The organism is Agreia sp. VKM Ac-1783, assembly GCF_900177765.1.
In the GTDB taxonomy this organism is placed as follows: Bacteria; Actinomycetota; Actinomycetes; order Actinomycetales; family Microbacteriaceae; genus Agreia.
In genome coordinates this window covers 548,019-561,230 of the sequence record NZ_FXWI01000002.1, presented here as the reverse complement: position 1 = coordinate 561,230, position 13,212 = coordinate 548,019, and the positions used below count along the sequence as shown (strand labels likewise).

General features: G+C 66.3%; 13 protein-coding genes. 6 read left to right on the top strand and 7 right to left on the bottom strand.

Annotation, left to right across the window (positions count from 1 at the left end):
* The first annotated feature begins 97 nt into the window (after nt 1-97).
* Nucleotides 98-1,357, top strand: coding sequence for a glycosyltransferase 87 family protein (locus CCK87_RS07700; protein ID WP_249273823.1), 1,260 nt, complete (start codon nt 98-100; stop codon nt 1,355-1,357).
* Nucleotides 1,357-1,668, top strand: a complete 312-nt coding sequence (locus tag CCK87_RS07695) for a thiamine-binding protein (RefSeq protein ID WP_086460828.1) — start codon at nt 1,357-1,359, stop codon at nt 1,666-1,668. Before CCK87_RS07700 ends, CCK87_RS07695 begins: the two co-directional genes overlap by 1 nt.
* Here the strand turns inward: CCK87_RS07695 and CCK87_RS07690 are convergent.
* From CCK87_RS07690 to CCK87_RS07665, 6 genes are all read right to left on the bottom strand, one after another.
* Complete coding sequence (locus CCK87_RS07690; RefSeq protein WP_283160431.1) at nt 1,658-2,347, bottom strand: response regulator transcription factor; 690 nt, start codon at nt 2,345-2,347, stop codon at nt 1,658-1,660. The genes CCK87_RS07695 and CCK87_RS07690 overlap by 11 nt on opposite strands.
* Before the next feature lie 18 nt (nt 2,348-2,365).
* Nucleotides 2,366-3,640 carry a hypothetical protein gene (locus CCK87_RS07685; RefSeq protein ID WP_086460826.1) on the bottom strand — a complete coding sequence of 425 codons (1,275 nt, stop codon included), beginning with the start codon at nt 3,638-3,640 and terminating at the stop codon, nt 2,366-2,368.
* A complete protein-coding gene (locus tag CCK87_RS07680) occupies nt 3,637-4,803 on the bottom strand; it encodes an ATP-binding protein (protein ID WP_086460825.1) in 1,167 nt (388 codons plus the stop codon). The genes CCK87_RS07685 and CCK87_RS07680 overlap by 4 nt, the downstream gene beginning before the upstream one ends.
* 211 nt (nt 4,804-5,014) lie before the next feature.
* Nucleotides 5,015-6,220 (bottom strand): homoserine O-acetyltransferase, encoded by a 1,206-nt coding sequence (locus CCK87_RS07675; protein ID WP_086460824.1) that lies wholly within the window; start codon nt 6,218-6,220, stop codon nt 5,015-5,017.
* A gap of 83 nt (nt 6,221-6,303) precedes the next feature.
* Nucleotides 6,304-7,632, bottom strand: coding sequence for a bifunctional o-acetylhomoserine/o-acetylserine sulfhydrylase (locus tag CCK87_RS07670; RefSeq protein ID WP_086460823.1), 1,329 nt, complete (start codon nt 7,630-7,632; stop codon nt 6,304-6,306).
* Between the two features lie 51 nt (nt 7,633-7,683).
* Entirely contained in the window at nt 7,684-8,790 is a 1,107-nt protein-coding gene (locus tag CCK87_RS07665; protein ID WP_249273769.1) for an acyltransferase family protein, read from the bottom strand.
* A gap of 133 nt (nt 8,791-8,923) precedes the next feature.
* Here CCK87_RS07665 and CCK87_RS07660 point away from each other — a divergent pair, with 133 nt between their 5' ends.
* Nucleotides 8,924-9,712 (top strand): SDR family oxidoreductase, encoded by a 789-nt coding sequence (locus CCK87_RS07660; RefSeq protein WP_086460822.1) that lies wholly within the window; start codon nt 8,924-8,926, stop codon nt 9,710-9,712.
* Between the two features lie 6 nt (nt 9,713-9,718).
* Here CCK87_RS07660 and CCK87_RS07655 read toward each other — a convergent pair whose 3' ends face one another.
* Nucleotides 9,719-11,203, bottom strand: a complete 1,485-nt coding sequence (locus tag CCK87_RS07655; protein WP_170927186.1) for an MFS transporter — start codon at nt 11,201-11,203, stop codon at nt 9,719-9,721.
* A gap of 53 nt (nt 11,204-11,256) precedes the next feature.
* Here CCK87_RS07655 and CCK87_RS07650 point away from each other — a divergent pair, with 53 nt between their 5' ends.
* The 3 genes from CCK87_RS07650 to CCK87_RS07640 are packed head-to-tail and all read left to right on the top strand — an operon-like array spanning nt 11,257 to nt 13,205.
* Nucleotides 11,257-11,775 carry a phosphoribosyltransferase gene (locus tag CCK87_RS07650; RefSeq protein WP_086460821.1) on the top strand — a complete coding sequence of 173 codons (519 nt, stop codon included), beginning with the start codon at nt 11,257-11,259 and terminating at the stop codon, nt 11,773-11,775.
* Complete coding sequence (locus CCK87_RS07645; protein ID WP_249273768.1) at nt 11,730-12,500, top strand: peptidase S51; 771 nt, start codon at nt 11,730-11,732, stop codon at nt 12,498-12,500. Before CCK87_RS07650 ends, CCK87_RS07645 begins: the two co-directional genes overlap by 46 nt.
* A 3-nt stretch (nt 12,501-12,503) precedes the next feature.
* A complete protein-coding gene (locus CCK87_RS07640) occupies nt 12,504-13,205 on the top strand; it encodes a uracil-DNA glycosylase (protein ID WP_086460819.1) in 702 nt (233 codons plus the stop codon).
* Nucleotides 13,206-13,212: the final 7 nt, after the last annotated feature.

Genomic DNA, 13,212 nt, shown 5'->3' with positions numbered 1-13,212 from the left:
GGCCGAGGTGATCCCTAGCTGGGAGCCAGCGGCGAGCAGCCTGTGCGCGTGCTCCCGCAGGACGGATGCGGCGCGGCCTAGTATGGGCGTCGTGCGGATGATGCTGGTGACGACGGTGAGGCGACCCGCGGTTCTGTGGGCGGCGTTCCTGATCGTGCACGCCTGGCTCGGATTCGTGGGTCTGACTCACCCGACCCTGCCGTGGGGCGACGTCACGCGGCAATACAGCTCGTGGGTGCAGAACGCCCTGGCCGGCGACGTGGTGGGCGTGTCCGAACCGTGGGTCTACCCGCTCGTTGCGCTCGTTCCCATGCTCGCGGCGATGGTGCTCGGTCCGGAGCTGTATGGCGTCGGCTGGTTACTCGTCGTGGTCGTCACCAACGCCGTCGTCTTGGCTTATCTGCTTGCGCGCACGGGGCCAGGAGCTCGGTTCGGGGCGCTGAGGATCACCGCGGCCTGGTGGTGGATCGGTTTTATGTTGTTCCTCGGCCCCGTTGCGCTCGGACGAATAGACGTGATGACGGTCGCCATCGCGATCATCGCCCTGCTCGTTGCTCAGCATCGACCCGTGGTGGCCGCGGCGCTCCTGGCCATCGCGACGTGGATCAAGGTCTGGCCCGCGGTTCTCGTCGCCGCGGTCGTCGTCGCCAGCCGAAGACGAGCTACCGCCGCGATCTCCTACGTGGCCAGCGCCGTCGCCATCGGGCTCGTCGTGCTCGCCCTCGGAAGCGGCGCGAACAGTCTGGGGTTCATCTCTCAGCAGTCCTCGCGCGGGCTGCAAATCGAAGCGCCGATCAGCACCGTCTGGATGTGGATCGCCTACGTCGATCCGATGTCCGCCTCGGTGAAGTACATCCAGTCGATCAACACATTCCAAGTGGTCGGTGCGGGCGTAGACGAGGCGAGCGCGTTGATGACCCCGCTCCTCGTCGTCTCGTCGGCGGCGCTGCTGGCGCTCGGCGCGATCGTCGTGCGCAGCGGGGCTCGGCCCGTTCACCTGCTCGCGCCCCTCAGCCTCGCGATCGTCGTGGGCCTGCTCGTCTTCAATAAGGTCGGTTCGCCTCAGTTCGTGTTGTGGATCGCCGCGCCCGTCGTGCTCGGGATTACCACGCAGGGACGGCGATTTCTCGCCCCGGCGATGCTGGCTCTGGGTATCGCCGCCGTGACACAGATCGTCTACCCCTTCGGGTACGACGCCCTGCTCGTTCTTCAGCCCGGGATGCTGGTCGTGCTGAGCCTACGTAATCTCGCGCTCATCGCTCTGTTCCTCCTTGCCGTGCGCATGGTCTGGCGCCTGAGACGGCGTCCAGATTCGTCCCCAGCTCGTCCTGAATCACTGGAAAGGCAGATCTCCTGATGCTCGTCGCATTCTCTGTAGCACCCTCGGGAACCGGAAGAGAGGACGGGTCGGTGCACGATGCCGTCGCCGCCGCCGTGAAAGTCGTGCGCGACTCCGGGCTGCCGAATCAGACGGACTCGATGTTCACCACGATCGAGGGGGAGTGGGACGAGGTCTTCGCGGTCGTCAAGGACGCGACCGAGGCGGTCGCCCGTTTCGGCAGTCGGGTCTCGCTTGTTCTGAAGGCGGACATTCGCGCCGGGTACAGCGGGGAACTGACGGCGAAGGTCGAGCGGCTCGAAAGCGCCCTCGGCACGCTCACTCCGTGAGGTTGGTCTCCGACGCGCGGTGGTAATCGACCTGCACGAGCAGGCCGTCCTGGATCGCGCGCTTACGCAGGGCGACCTTCGTTCCGACGTCGATGCCCGCCACGCGGTACTTCTCACGGATGCGTTTCAGGTAGGACTTCGCGGTCTCTTCTGAGATCTCGAGCGCCTGGGCGACCTGCTTGACGGGCTCGCCGCCGCCGTACAGCGCCATGACCCGGCGCTCCTGCGCCGAGAGCTTGGGCGCTCCACCGACCTCGTCGGCCGAGAGCGCGAGGTCGAGCTCGCTCGAGATGAACGGTTTTCCCGAGTGCGCTGCGCGGATCGCCTCGACGATCATCGCCGCTTCCTCGCTCTTCACGAGATAGCCCAGCGCGCCGGCCGCGATCGCCTCGCGAATGACGGCGGGCTCGGAGTAGGTGCTCATGAGCACCGTCTTGACGCCCGTGGTCTTCAGGGTGCGCAGCTTCACCGAGATCGGAAGCGAGTCCTTCAGGTCGAGGTCGAGCAGGACCACGTCGACAGGGAACTCCGGGTGTGTGAGCAGGTCGGGCCAGGTGGTGACGGCGGCGACCATGTCGATGTCGTCGGCGGCGTTACGGATCCACTCCGTCAACGCCCCGAGGAGCATTCGGTGGTCGTCGACGATCGCAAGTCGGATCGGTGCTGCGGAGTTTGTCACGGTTGTCCTCCCGGCCGTTTACGCTGTGGCGTTCTGTGCCACGGTACGAACTGTCGTCACGATCGTCATGCTGCCCCTGGTGGCCATCTCCACATGCTCACCGACACGATCGAGCGCCGGCCAGACGGCGGGGTCGATGCGCCGCCTGGGGACGCCGTCGACCGTGAGTGCGACCGGAAAGCTCATCTTATCGGCAGCATCGCCGACTTCCTCGACGGTCTGCGGGCCGATGACGATCTGCAGGGTCGGCTGCAGGCGAAACGAGTCCGCCACGAGCAGCCAGATGGCAGAGAGGAGCCCCTCGCGTTGGCTGGGATCGAGGAGACCCGCCAGACCCCGCGGATCGGTGAGAGTCACGACCGGGCCGAGAACCTCCGATTCCTCGATCGCATGGTGGAGCCAGGTATCGTTGCGCCCCGCGACCAAGAGCAGGCGCAGTTCGGTGGCGATCGACGATGCCGATGCCGCCACCTCGGCGTCGAGGGGAAGATCCATGGTGCCTCGGGCGACACCGTCGAGGATTCGTTCGGCTTCGAGGTCGAGGCGTGCGAGGTCGTCGGACGCCCGCATGCCGAAGGCGAACCGCGGAGAAAGCAGCGCGCTCTCGACCACGGAGCGATCCATCTCCAGCTGCACGAGCGCGCCGAAGCCCCTGATGATGAGGGCGCCGAGAAGCGGGGGAAGCAGGGCTGTCGCAGCAACCTGTACCGACGGGCCGGGGGAGAACGACTCGGAGAAAGCGCCGGCGACGAGCATGGCCACGATGATCACGGCGAAGACGCCGTCGGCGACCAGCAGCTGACCCGCGGGTCGCGATCCGACCAGGGCGAGCAGCGTCGCCCCCACTCCGAACACGGTCGACGAATGCAGAATCGGCTGAGACGCGCCGACGTTGACGATGGTCTCCAACAGCAGGGAGAGCGCCATGAGCACGGTGCCCGCCGCGAAGACGACAGCCGGGATGCGGCCGTGGAACCTGCGCGAGAGGAGACACGACCCGAGGAGGGCCACCGAGAGCAGAGCCCAGGCGATGACGCGGAGCGCGACGGATTCGTCTGCGGGACCGGTGATGGCGTCGATGACGAACGTGATCAGGCCTCGCAGAAACAGGCACGACCCGAGCACGATCGCCGCAATGCCGAGATACCCGTAGCCGAGCCTGGTGTCGCCGGCGAGGTCATCGTGCAAGGCAGAGACGGCTCGCGGCCCGATGTGCCGTGCTCTCACAAGGCGGCTCAGGACGTTCGGATCCTCGCCGGGCAGCGGATCGCGGTGAGGGAGCGGATCGGTCACAGCTTCGGAACCTCCAGAACGACCGTGGTGCCCGATCCTGGTGCGGAGAAGAGCCGCGTTCGACCACCCACCTCGCGGATGCGGGCGATCACGGATTCTGCGAGACCGAGCCTCGCGGAGTCGACCTGGTCGAGATCGAAGCCGACACCGTTGTCGGTCACCATCGCTCTCACCGTCGTGTCGTCCTGGGTGATGGTCACCTCCGCGTCGCTGACCCCCGAGTGTCGTCGAACGTTCTCGAGGCACTCCGCCAGCGAGAGCAGGAATGCGTCGAGCACGTCGCTGGGCAGCAGGAGGCGCCCCGCTCCGTGCCACGAGACGGTCAGGCCCATACGATCGAAGCGCTGCTTGACCGACTCGAGCGTGTGTCCCAGATCGCTGGTCTCCGTCGCTTCGAGCGTGTAGGCGCCCGAGGACCGTGGCATCGGGGTGCCCCCCAGGCGCAGCTGCCTCAGAAGACGCGCGTCTTCCGATGCCTGGGCTCTCAGAGCGTCGGGGCTCACGCCGACTCCGGAGTGCGCGAGGAGTGTCAAGGTGGCGAGGACGGTGTCGTGCAGGAGTCGGGCGCCCTGTCGGCGCTGAGCCTCGGTTTCCGTGGCGTGGCGTTCAGCGAGATGCGCCCGCCCGAGTCGGGCGATACGGGCGAGCGCGCGAGAGATGCTGACGGAGAGCCAGATGGTGACGCCGATCAGCGCGGACCAGCCGACGATGACGGAGAGAAGAGTCTCGACCACAGTCAGGGTGCGGGTGGTGGTCACAAGGGTCGCGGCGAGAACAAGTGCCGCTCCGACGGCCAGGACGATGATGCGGGCGGGAGTATCGAGGTTGCAGACCAGAAGAGCGGGAAGGGCGGCCGATCCGAGGAGGAGTGCTGCTGTTGCCGTCGATCCCGCGTCGCCACCCAGCGCGTCGGTGCCGAGGAGCAGGATTGTTGCGACCCCCGCCAGCAGCACGGTCGCGCTCCAGCCCAGTGACCTCGTCCTGCCGATCATCGTGAAGCCCGCAGCCATGAGCCCGTAGAGAGGAAGCGTGGCGACGAGCACGTCGAGGTCGGATGCGACGTCGAGCAGGAGGGCGACGAACGACGCGGAGAGAAACGAGAGACCCACGAGCCGCGTCGTGCGGGCGAGGAATCGCCGCTGGCCGCTCGCGCTCAGCGGCATTGTCGGCGCCGGACGACTGCGGAAATCCGGCGTTCTGTCACGAGAGTCATGCTAACCGCTCTGTGCCCTGAAGTGGGGGAGGTGCACATATTGTGTTGCAGATGGGAGGAGCGTAGCCTGGGTCAACTACTTGGGGGGAACCGCCGGGAGTGTCGTTGGCAAGGCGATACTCCCGGCTTTTTTGTGTCGTGCGCCAGCCGGACGGCGCGTGTCACGCATCCAGCAGTCGCCTGAGTTGCCGTCCTACGGCCTCGTTCTCGATCAGAAAACCGTCGTGCCCGAATGGCGACGACAGCACGACGGCGTCGGTGCCGTCGATGTTTCCCGGAACGTGACGGGCGATCTCGAGCTGATCCTCTATCGGAAAAAGGCGGTCGCTGTCGATGCCGATGATGATCGTGGGCACCGTGACCTTCGAGAGAGCGTCGGATAGTCCGCCTCGCCCCCGACCCACGTCGTGCGAGTTCATCGCCTGCACCAGGGTCACGTAGGAGTTGGCGTCGAAGCGGCGGGTGAACTTGTTGCCGTGAAAGTCGAGGTACGACTCGACGGCGAATCGCCCGTCGCTGCCGAGAGGGCTGATGCCCGACTGCCAGCTTCTGCCGAATCTGTCGTTCAGCTCGGATGGGCTGCGGTAGTTGAGGAGGGCCATCCGACGAGCCAGAGCGAGACCGCGGTGCGGGCCCTCCCCGTCGGCCGCGTCGTAGTAGTCGCCGCCGGCGAATCGGGGATCGATGTGGATGGCCTCGACCTGCACGGAATTGAGCGCGACCTGATCTGCATTCGAGCGGGCGGGGGCGGCGATCACCGCGAGCCTGTCGATGCGCTCCGGGCGGGAGACTCCCCACTCGATCGCGTGCATTCCCCCCATGGACCCACCGATGACCGCGGCCCACCGATCGATGCCGATGGCGTCGGAGAACGCCGCCTGGGCACGCACCTGGTCGGCGATGCTCGTGTACGGGAAGGACGCGCCCCATTCGATCCCGTCGGGCCCGAGCGACGCCGGCCCCGTGCTTCCCTGGCAGCCTCCCAGCATGTTCGGGCTGACGACGAACCACCGGTTCGTGTCGATGGCCAGGCCCGGTCCGACGATGCCGCTCCACCATCCGTCGGTCGGATGCCCCGGCGCGGCGTGTCCGACGAGGTGGCTGTCGCCGGTCAGCGCGTGAAGAACGAGAACGGCGTTGTCTCGTTCGGGCGAGAGCGTGCCGAGCGTCTCGTAGGCGATGCGCACATCGGGAATGCGCGCTCCGGTCTCGAAGTCGAACGACCCGATCGAGACGAAGCTCCGGCTTCCGACCGGGTCGCCGTCCCGCCAGGCGCCGGATGCGGGCGGCTTGCCGAGAATCGATCTGATCTGCGCGTCGGTGATGAAGCCGCTCGGAACGGTGTCTTCGGGTGTCTGCCAGTCCATATCACTTCATTCTGGCGTGCAGCAGGCGACCAGGTCCGATTGTTACGTCGGACCGAGTCGCCTGCCGCGTCGGGAGTGCTGGACTACACGGCGGCGTTCGCGCGTGCCACCTCGCGCGCAGCGCTGAGGCCTGCCTCGAGATCGGCCTTGATGTCGTCGATGTTCTCGAGCCCCACGGAGAGCCGCACGAGTCCCGGGGTGACGCCGGACGTGAGCTGCTGCTCGGGCGTCAGCTGAGAGTGCGTCGTCGACGCGGGGTGGATGACGAGACTGCGCACGTCGCCGATATTGGCCAGGTGGCTGAACAGCGTGAGGTTGTCGACCAGCGCGCGCCCCGCATCCACCCCGCCTTTCAGCTCGAACGACAGCACGGCGCCGACACCCTTGGGAGCGTACTTGTTCGCTGTGGCGTACCAGGGGCTCGTGGGCAGGCCCGCGTAGTAGACAGTGGCGATGTCGTCGTGCGCGTCGAGCCATTCCGCGACGTCCTGAGCGTTCTGCACATGGCGTTCGATGCGCAGGCTCAGGGTCTCGATGCCCTGGATGAGCTGCCACGCGCTTGCCGGAGCGATCGACGAGCCCAGGTCGCGGAGCAGCTGCACGCGCGCCTTGATGATGTAGGCGATGCCATCTCCGAGTGCCTCGGAGTAGTTCACGCCGTGGTACGAGGGATCGGGCGATGTGAGACCGGGGAAACGGTCGGGGTTCTTGCTCCAGGCGAACTTTCCTCCGTCGACGATGACGCCGCCGATAACGGTGCCGTGGCCGCCCAGGAATTTAGTGGCGGAGTGCACGATGATGTCGGCGCCGTGCTCGAACGGGCGGATCAGGTAGGGCGTCGCGATCGTGTTGTCGACGATGAGCGGCACGCCCGATTCGTGGGCGACGTCGGCGACGAGCTCGATGTCGAGGATGTTGATCTTCGGATTGCCGATCGTCTCGGCGAAGAAGAGCTTCGTGTTGGGGCGCACCGCACGGCGCCACTCCTCGGCGTCGTCTTGATTCTCGACGAAGGTGGTCTCGATACCGAGCTTGGCGAGCGTGTACTTGAAGAGGTTGTAGGTGCCTCCGTAGATCGATGCGCTCGACACGATGTGGTCGCCCGCCTCGGCGATGTTCAGCACGGCGAACGTCTCTGCGGCCTGACCCGAAGCGACCAGCAGGGCTGCGGTCCCTCCCTCGAGGGCGGCGACCCGCTCCTCGACGACGTTCTGCGTCGGGTTCTGGATGCGCGTGTAGATGTTGCCGAACTCGGCGAGGGCGAACAGGTTCTTCGCGTGGTCGGAGTTGTTGAAGACGTACGAGGTCGTCTGGTAGATCGGTGTGGCGCGGGCGTTGGTCACCGGATCGGGGGCCGCCCCGGAGTGGATCTGCTTGGTCTCGAATTTCCAGCTGGCGTCGTTGTCGCTCATGAGTCCTGCTTTCTTGGGGCGGGTGCGAGAGCGGATCGCTCTCAGGCGAGCCTAGGAACCGGGTGCACGAGCGTCAACGGGCGTGGACACACGACGTAACAGCCACCGCGGATGCGGCTCGACCAGGGGTCTGAGGAGTCTTCGCACGGGCTTCGACGCGAGCAGGAACGTGACGACGATCGCGAACACGATCATGCCCGGTAGATACCAGAAGGGCACATCGCCTTCGAGGACGCCGGACTCACGGAACGGATACAGCACGAAGGTATGCAAGAGGTAGATGTAGAGGGTGGCTTGGCCGAGGTCGGTGAAGACCGTGCGACGCCGGGGAACCAGGACCAGAAAAGCGAACGACAGGATGACGGCGACGCCGATCACCGCGAGACGTATGCCGCCGGCCCACCACTCGCCATACCCCATGTCCGCGTACGACTCGTCGAACAGCAGGAAACGCCGGATTCCGATCTGCCGCCAGAAGTCGATCCCCGCGAAGACGGCGACGGCGACAGCGCCGAACACGGCAAGAGCGCCGACGCGCCACCAGAGAACCGTCGAGGGCGACCACGACAACCACCGACGTGTCAGGTCGCTGCCTCGAAGCCGCCAGCCGAGCACGAAGAAGGGCAGCAGACCGAGAGTGCGAGACACGGCCAACTCCGACGTGATCGCCCCGAGGTATCCCGCCCACACCGAGACGACGATGCTGATGACGAGCGGATAGCGCAGTTGCGCGAGGTACGGGAGAGCGATGCGCCAGGCGATGAGAGAGAGGATGAACCACAGGGTCCAGGACGGTTGCGCGAGATCGATGTTCAGTGTGCCGACGATCGCCCAACGAATCAGGGTCCAGATCGTCTCGAAGATGAGATACGGCAGCACGAGGTCGGTGACAAGCCGCTTGAGTTGTTTCGCGCCTGGAGGGCTGGACTTGGCGAAGTAACCGCTCACGAGCACGAAGACGGGAACGTGGAAGGCGTAGATGACGAGGTAGACGCCGTACGAGGTGTCGGAGGCGTCGATGAGCCGCAGGATGGCGTGACCCACCACGACGAGGGTGATCGCCATGAAGCGAGCGTTGTCCCACAGTGGCAGTCGCGCCTTCGATCCGGTGGCGGGCGCGGGGGTGCCCGGCTGGTCTGGCTGAAGCGGTGACGTCACGGCGACAAGCCTAGCTTCGGCTCGACAGCCCGGCTTCGGAGAGGCAGCCGCCTCGCATCAGGCGGTCAGGACGGCGGTCTCGAACGCACTACCGTGGAATCGGAGTTCTAACCCTGTCGGAAGAGGTAGGTCAATGAGTCGTCGTGCGGTCGTCACCGGAGCAAGCTCGGGGATCGGAGAGGCCACGGTCGTCGCGCTCCGTGCCGCCGGTTGGGATGTCGTGGGAGTAGCGCGACGCCGGGACCGGCTCGAAGCGCTCGCGGAGCGCACCGGTGCCGAGTACTTCGTCGCAGATCTGACGGTGCAGAGCGAGGTCGATGCGCTCGCGGGGTATCTCGCGGAGACCGGTGGTGTGAGCACTCTGGTGAACAACGCCGGCGGTGCACGCGGTCTCGACTCGATCGAGAACGGTGAGGTCGACGACTGGGCCTGGATGTACGAGGTCAACGTACTCGCCGTCAAGAGAGTGATCACGGCACTTCTGCCTCTTCTTCGCGACTCGATCGGAGACGGCGGCGTCGCCGACATCGTCACGGTCACCTCGATCGCGGGCCACACGGCTTACGAGGGCGGGGGCGGCTACAACGCGGCCAAATTCGCCGCGCACGCCATGCTCGACGTGCTGAGGCTCGAGGTGAGCGGCGAACCGATCCGTGTGCTCGAGATCGCCCCCGGCATGGTGTACACCGAGGAATTCTCGCTGAACCGTTTTGGAGGCGACAAGGAACGCGCGGAGAGCGTCTACGCGAATGTGCCTGATCCGCTGGTCGCCGACGACGTCGCGCGAGTGATCGTGTCGATGATCGAGCAGCCTCCGCACGTGTCGCTCGACCTCGTCGTCATCAAGCCGGTGGCGCAGTCGGCACCGCACAAGGTGCATCGGGGAGCCCTGCGTGTACGACCCGACGATCACCGGGTCTGATCCGAGCTAGTCCTTCGCGTCGACCGGAACGACCGGGTCTGCGAACGCAAGACGGGGCACGAAGAAGAGCAGAACGGTCGCGGCCAGTGCGCCGAGGCCGCAGATGATCCACACCTGCATGTAGCCGAGAAGGCTCGAGGCGGTGGATGTGACGGTGGAGGCCCCGGCGAAGAGCACCACTCCGAAGATCGCCGAGGCGAACGAGCCGCCGATCGTCTTCGTGGTGTTCGTCAGCGCGGCCGCGACGCCGGTCTGGCCACGAGGCGCCGCGGCGGCAGCGGCGCTGGGGAGCGCGCCGACCAGCGCACCCGACCCGAGCCCGGCCAAGACCATATTGGCGACCACCTGTGTCGCAGTGTCGTGGAAGGGAAGGAACAGGAGGTAGCCGACCGCCACCAGTAATGCGCCACCGATGAGGGCGACTCGAGGCGTGGCCCAGGTCGAGATGATCGGAAAGAGGATCGCTCCGATGATCATCGACACGAGATACGCCCCGATGAGGTTGGAGATGTCGCTCGCGGCCAGGCCCAGGCCGTACCCGTTGAGGGGATCCGTTCCGGCGAATGTGCTGAGCGGCGCCTGTGCTCCCAGGAGGCTTATCCCGATGAGTGCGGCGGTGAGCTGCACCGGCCACATGGTGGGCTGGGCGAGAACTCTCATGTCGATGGCCGGGTCGGACTGTCGCCGCTCGTAGCGCACGAACGGCACGAAGACGAGGGCTCCGATGACGATGAGTGCCCAGACCCACCAGGTCTCGGGGCCGTTTATCCTCAAGAAGGTCAGCCCTGAGGTGATGAGCAGCAGGCCCACGGTGAGGATCGCGAAGCCGGCGAGGTCGAGGGAACGACCCGGTTGGGGTGATGATTCCGGAACGCCGAGCAGAACCACGAAGAAGACGAGGGTGACGGCGATCGCCGGAATCATCAGGGTCGGAGCGACGGCGTCGCCGAACGCGGCGAACACTCTGCCACCTGCCAAGGCGCCGAGGATCGCGCCCGCCTCGAGGGCGACGACGAGCAGGCCCGCCGCACGTCGGGTCTGCGATGCGGCGCGGCCGGTGCGGCGCCCCCGCTCGAAGATCAGCGCGACCTCGAGAGGTAGCCACACCACGTAGAACCCTTGCAGTGCCCACGCGATCAGAAACGACACGAAGTCGCCTGCGAAGACGAGCCACCAGCTCGCCGCAGCCGTTAGAACGGTCGTGAGAAGCAGCATCCGCTTGTGGCCCCACATGTCGCCGAGCTTCGCGATGATCGGCACGACGAGGGCCGCGACCAGGAGTTGACCGGCCTCGAACCAGTTGAAGTCGGCATCGACGATGTTCAGATGCTTCACGAGGTCGGGTATGAGAGGGATGTAGTACCCCTGAAGGATGCCGCTGGTGATCTCGACGAGGAAGAGATAGCCGATCAGGCTCGCCGTGACGCCCATCGACGTCGTGCCGAGAGATCGCGTCTGGCCACGTCTCGGCCTGCCAGGTTCGGTCGTCATGAGCGGATGTTACTCGCGCTGTGCCAGGTGAGAAAACCGGTACCGTATGAGGCATGGTTCGAAGTGACGAGACGACAACTGCAGACGTGGCCCCCGTGGCCGAACCCGAGAGGGAGGTGCTCGGTTGGCTCGAATTCGGTGATGCCTCTCGCGACCTCGCGAGAGACGTCCTCGGAAGCGGCTTCGTACCCGACTTCGTGATCGCGATCGCCCGCGGTGGTCTCCTCCCGGCCGGCGCGCTCGCCTACGCCCTCGGAACCAAGAGCTGCGGCAGCCTCAACGTGGAGTTCTACTCCGATGTCGAGACCACTCTCGCCGAGCCCATTCTGCTGCCGCCGATGCTCGACAACACAGCCCTCATCGGCAAGAACATCCTTCTGGTCGACGACGTGGCCGACTCCGGCCGCACGCTCGCCATGGTCGTCGGACTTCTCGAGAACGTCGGAGTCATCGTCAAGACGGCGACGCTGTACTCGAAGCCTCGTTCCGTGATCGAACCCGACTTCTTCTGGCGCAAGACCGACCGATGGATCGTCTTTCCCTGGTCGGCGCATCCTCCCGTCAGCGTCTGATGTCCATCCACCTCTGCGGCGGCGGCTGGCCCTTCGATGCCGACGGTGCCGTCTTTCGTCCCTTCCTCGACGAGGCGACGGGGCGGGCCACCGATGCGGGTCGTCTCGACGGCCCGCGCATCGCCATCGTGCTCGTGCGCGACGGCGACGGTCCGGAGAAGTTCGTGGAGCTGTCTGCCGTGTTCGGAAGTCTCGGCAAGATCGAGCCGATCGCCGTACTCGCCCCGGAGGGCGCATCGATCGACGACTCTCTCCTCGTCGACATCGACGGGTTGGTCGTGTGGGGCGGGCTCGTGCCGGCCTACCGCGAGAGCCTGCAGTCGTCGTTCGCCACGATCCGGGCACTGGTGGAGTCGGGCGTTCCCTACTTCGGGATATCGGCCGGCGCCGCTGTCGTCAGCGATGGAGCCCTGATCGGCGGGTGGAAGATCGGCGACGTGCAGGTCTGCCCCGTCGATGCCTCACAGGAGATCGAGCAGGTGACCGTCGCCGCGGGAATCGGCCTCATCGATACCGCGATCGACGTCCATGCGGCGCAGTGGGGCACGGTGGCGCGCCTCATCGCTGCGACGGAGGCAGCGGTCGTCGACGGCGGTCTGGCTATCGACGAACATACGACGTTGATCGTCGGCGACGGTTCGCTGCGGGTCATCGGATCGGGCAGCGTCTGGTCTGTGTCGCGTGACAGCGGCTCCGTGCGTGTCTCGACCATCGGTGTCGGCTGAGCGATGACGGGATCGCTGCCCACACTCGTGTCCGAGGGCCTGATCGACCCGGCATGGGCGGAAGCGCTGGCTCCAGAGGAGGAGACCATCGTCGCGCTGGGGGAGTTCTTGCGCGCCGAGGTCGCTGCGGGGCGCGGATATCAGCCGAGCGGCCGAAACGTGTTCCGGGCTTTCCGGCGACCTCTGTCGGAGGTGCGGGTACTCATCGTGGGGCAGGATCCTTATCCCACGCCGGGGCATCCGATCGGCCTCTCGTTCGCGACCGATGCGCACGTGCGCCCGCTGCCGCGGAGCCTCCAGAACATCTATCGCGAGCTGCGTGACGACGTCGGAGTGGAACCTCCACCCCACGGAGATCTGAGCTCGTGGTCCCGTTCCGGCGTCATGCTGCTCAACAGGGTGCTCACGGTTCGCGCCGGGGAGGCCGGCTCGCATCGCAAGAAAGGCTGGGAGCGCGTGACCGACCTCGCCGTGCGCACTCTCGTGGCTCGCGAGGCACCGCTGGTCTCGATCCTGTGGGGCCGAGACGCCGCGTCGCTCACGCCGCTCCTCGGAGACACCCCGATCATCGAGTCGGCGCATCCCAGCCCGCTCTCTGCGAGCCGCGGATTCTTCGGATCCCGACCCTTCAGCCGTGCGAACGCGCTGCTCGAAGCCCAGGGGGCTCAGCCCGTCGACTGGTCGCTTGCGTCGACGGCGGAATAGGCTTGCA

What these genes read in the sequence shown, in the direction of transcription:
- CCK87_RS07700 (WP_249273823.1), top strand. Translation starts at nt 98, where the DNA reads ATGATGCTGGTGACGACGGTGAGGCGACCCGCGGTTCTGTGGGCGGCG.
- CCK87_RS07695 (WP_086460828.1), top strand. Translation starts at nt 1,357, where the DNA reads ATGCTCGTCGCATTCTCTGTAGCACCCTCGGGAACCGGAAGAGAGGAC.
- CCK87_RS07680 (WP_086460825.1), bottom strand. Translation starts at nt 4,803, where the DNA reads ATGCCGCTGAGCGCGAGCGGCCAGCGGCGATTCCTCGCCCGCACGACG.
- CCK87_RS07675 (WP_086460824.1), bottom strand. Translation starts at nt 6,220, where the DNA reads ATGGACTGGCAGACACCCGAAGACACCGTTCCGAGCGGCTTCATCACC.
- CCK87_RS07670 (WP_086460823.1), bottom strand. Translation starts at nt 7,632, where the DNA reads ATGAGCGACAACGACGCCAGCTGGAAATTCGAGACCAAGCAGATCCAC.
- CCK87_RS07660 (WP_086460822.1), top strand. Translation starts at nt 8,924, where the DNA reads ATGAGTCGTCGTGCGGTCGTCACCGGAGCAAGCTCGGGGATCGGAGAG.
- CCK87_RS07655 (WP_170927186.1), bottom strand. Translation starts at nt 11,203, where the DNA reads ATGACGACCGAACCTGGCAGGCCGAGACGTGGCCAGACGCGATCTCTC.
- CCK87_RS07650 (WP_086460821.1), top strand. Translation starts at nt 11,257, where the DNA reads ATGGTTCGAAGTGACGAGACGACAACTGCAGACGTGGCCCCCGTGGCC.
- CCK87_RS07645 (WP_249273768.1), top strand. Translation starts at nt 11,730, where the DNA reads ATGGATCGTCTTTCCCTGGTCGGCGCATCCTCCCGTCAGCGTCTGATG.
- CCK87_RS07640 (WP_086460819.1), top strand. Translation starts at nt 12,504, where the DNA reads ATGACGGGATCGCTGCCCACACTCGTGTCCGAGGGCCTGATCGACCCG.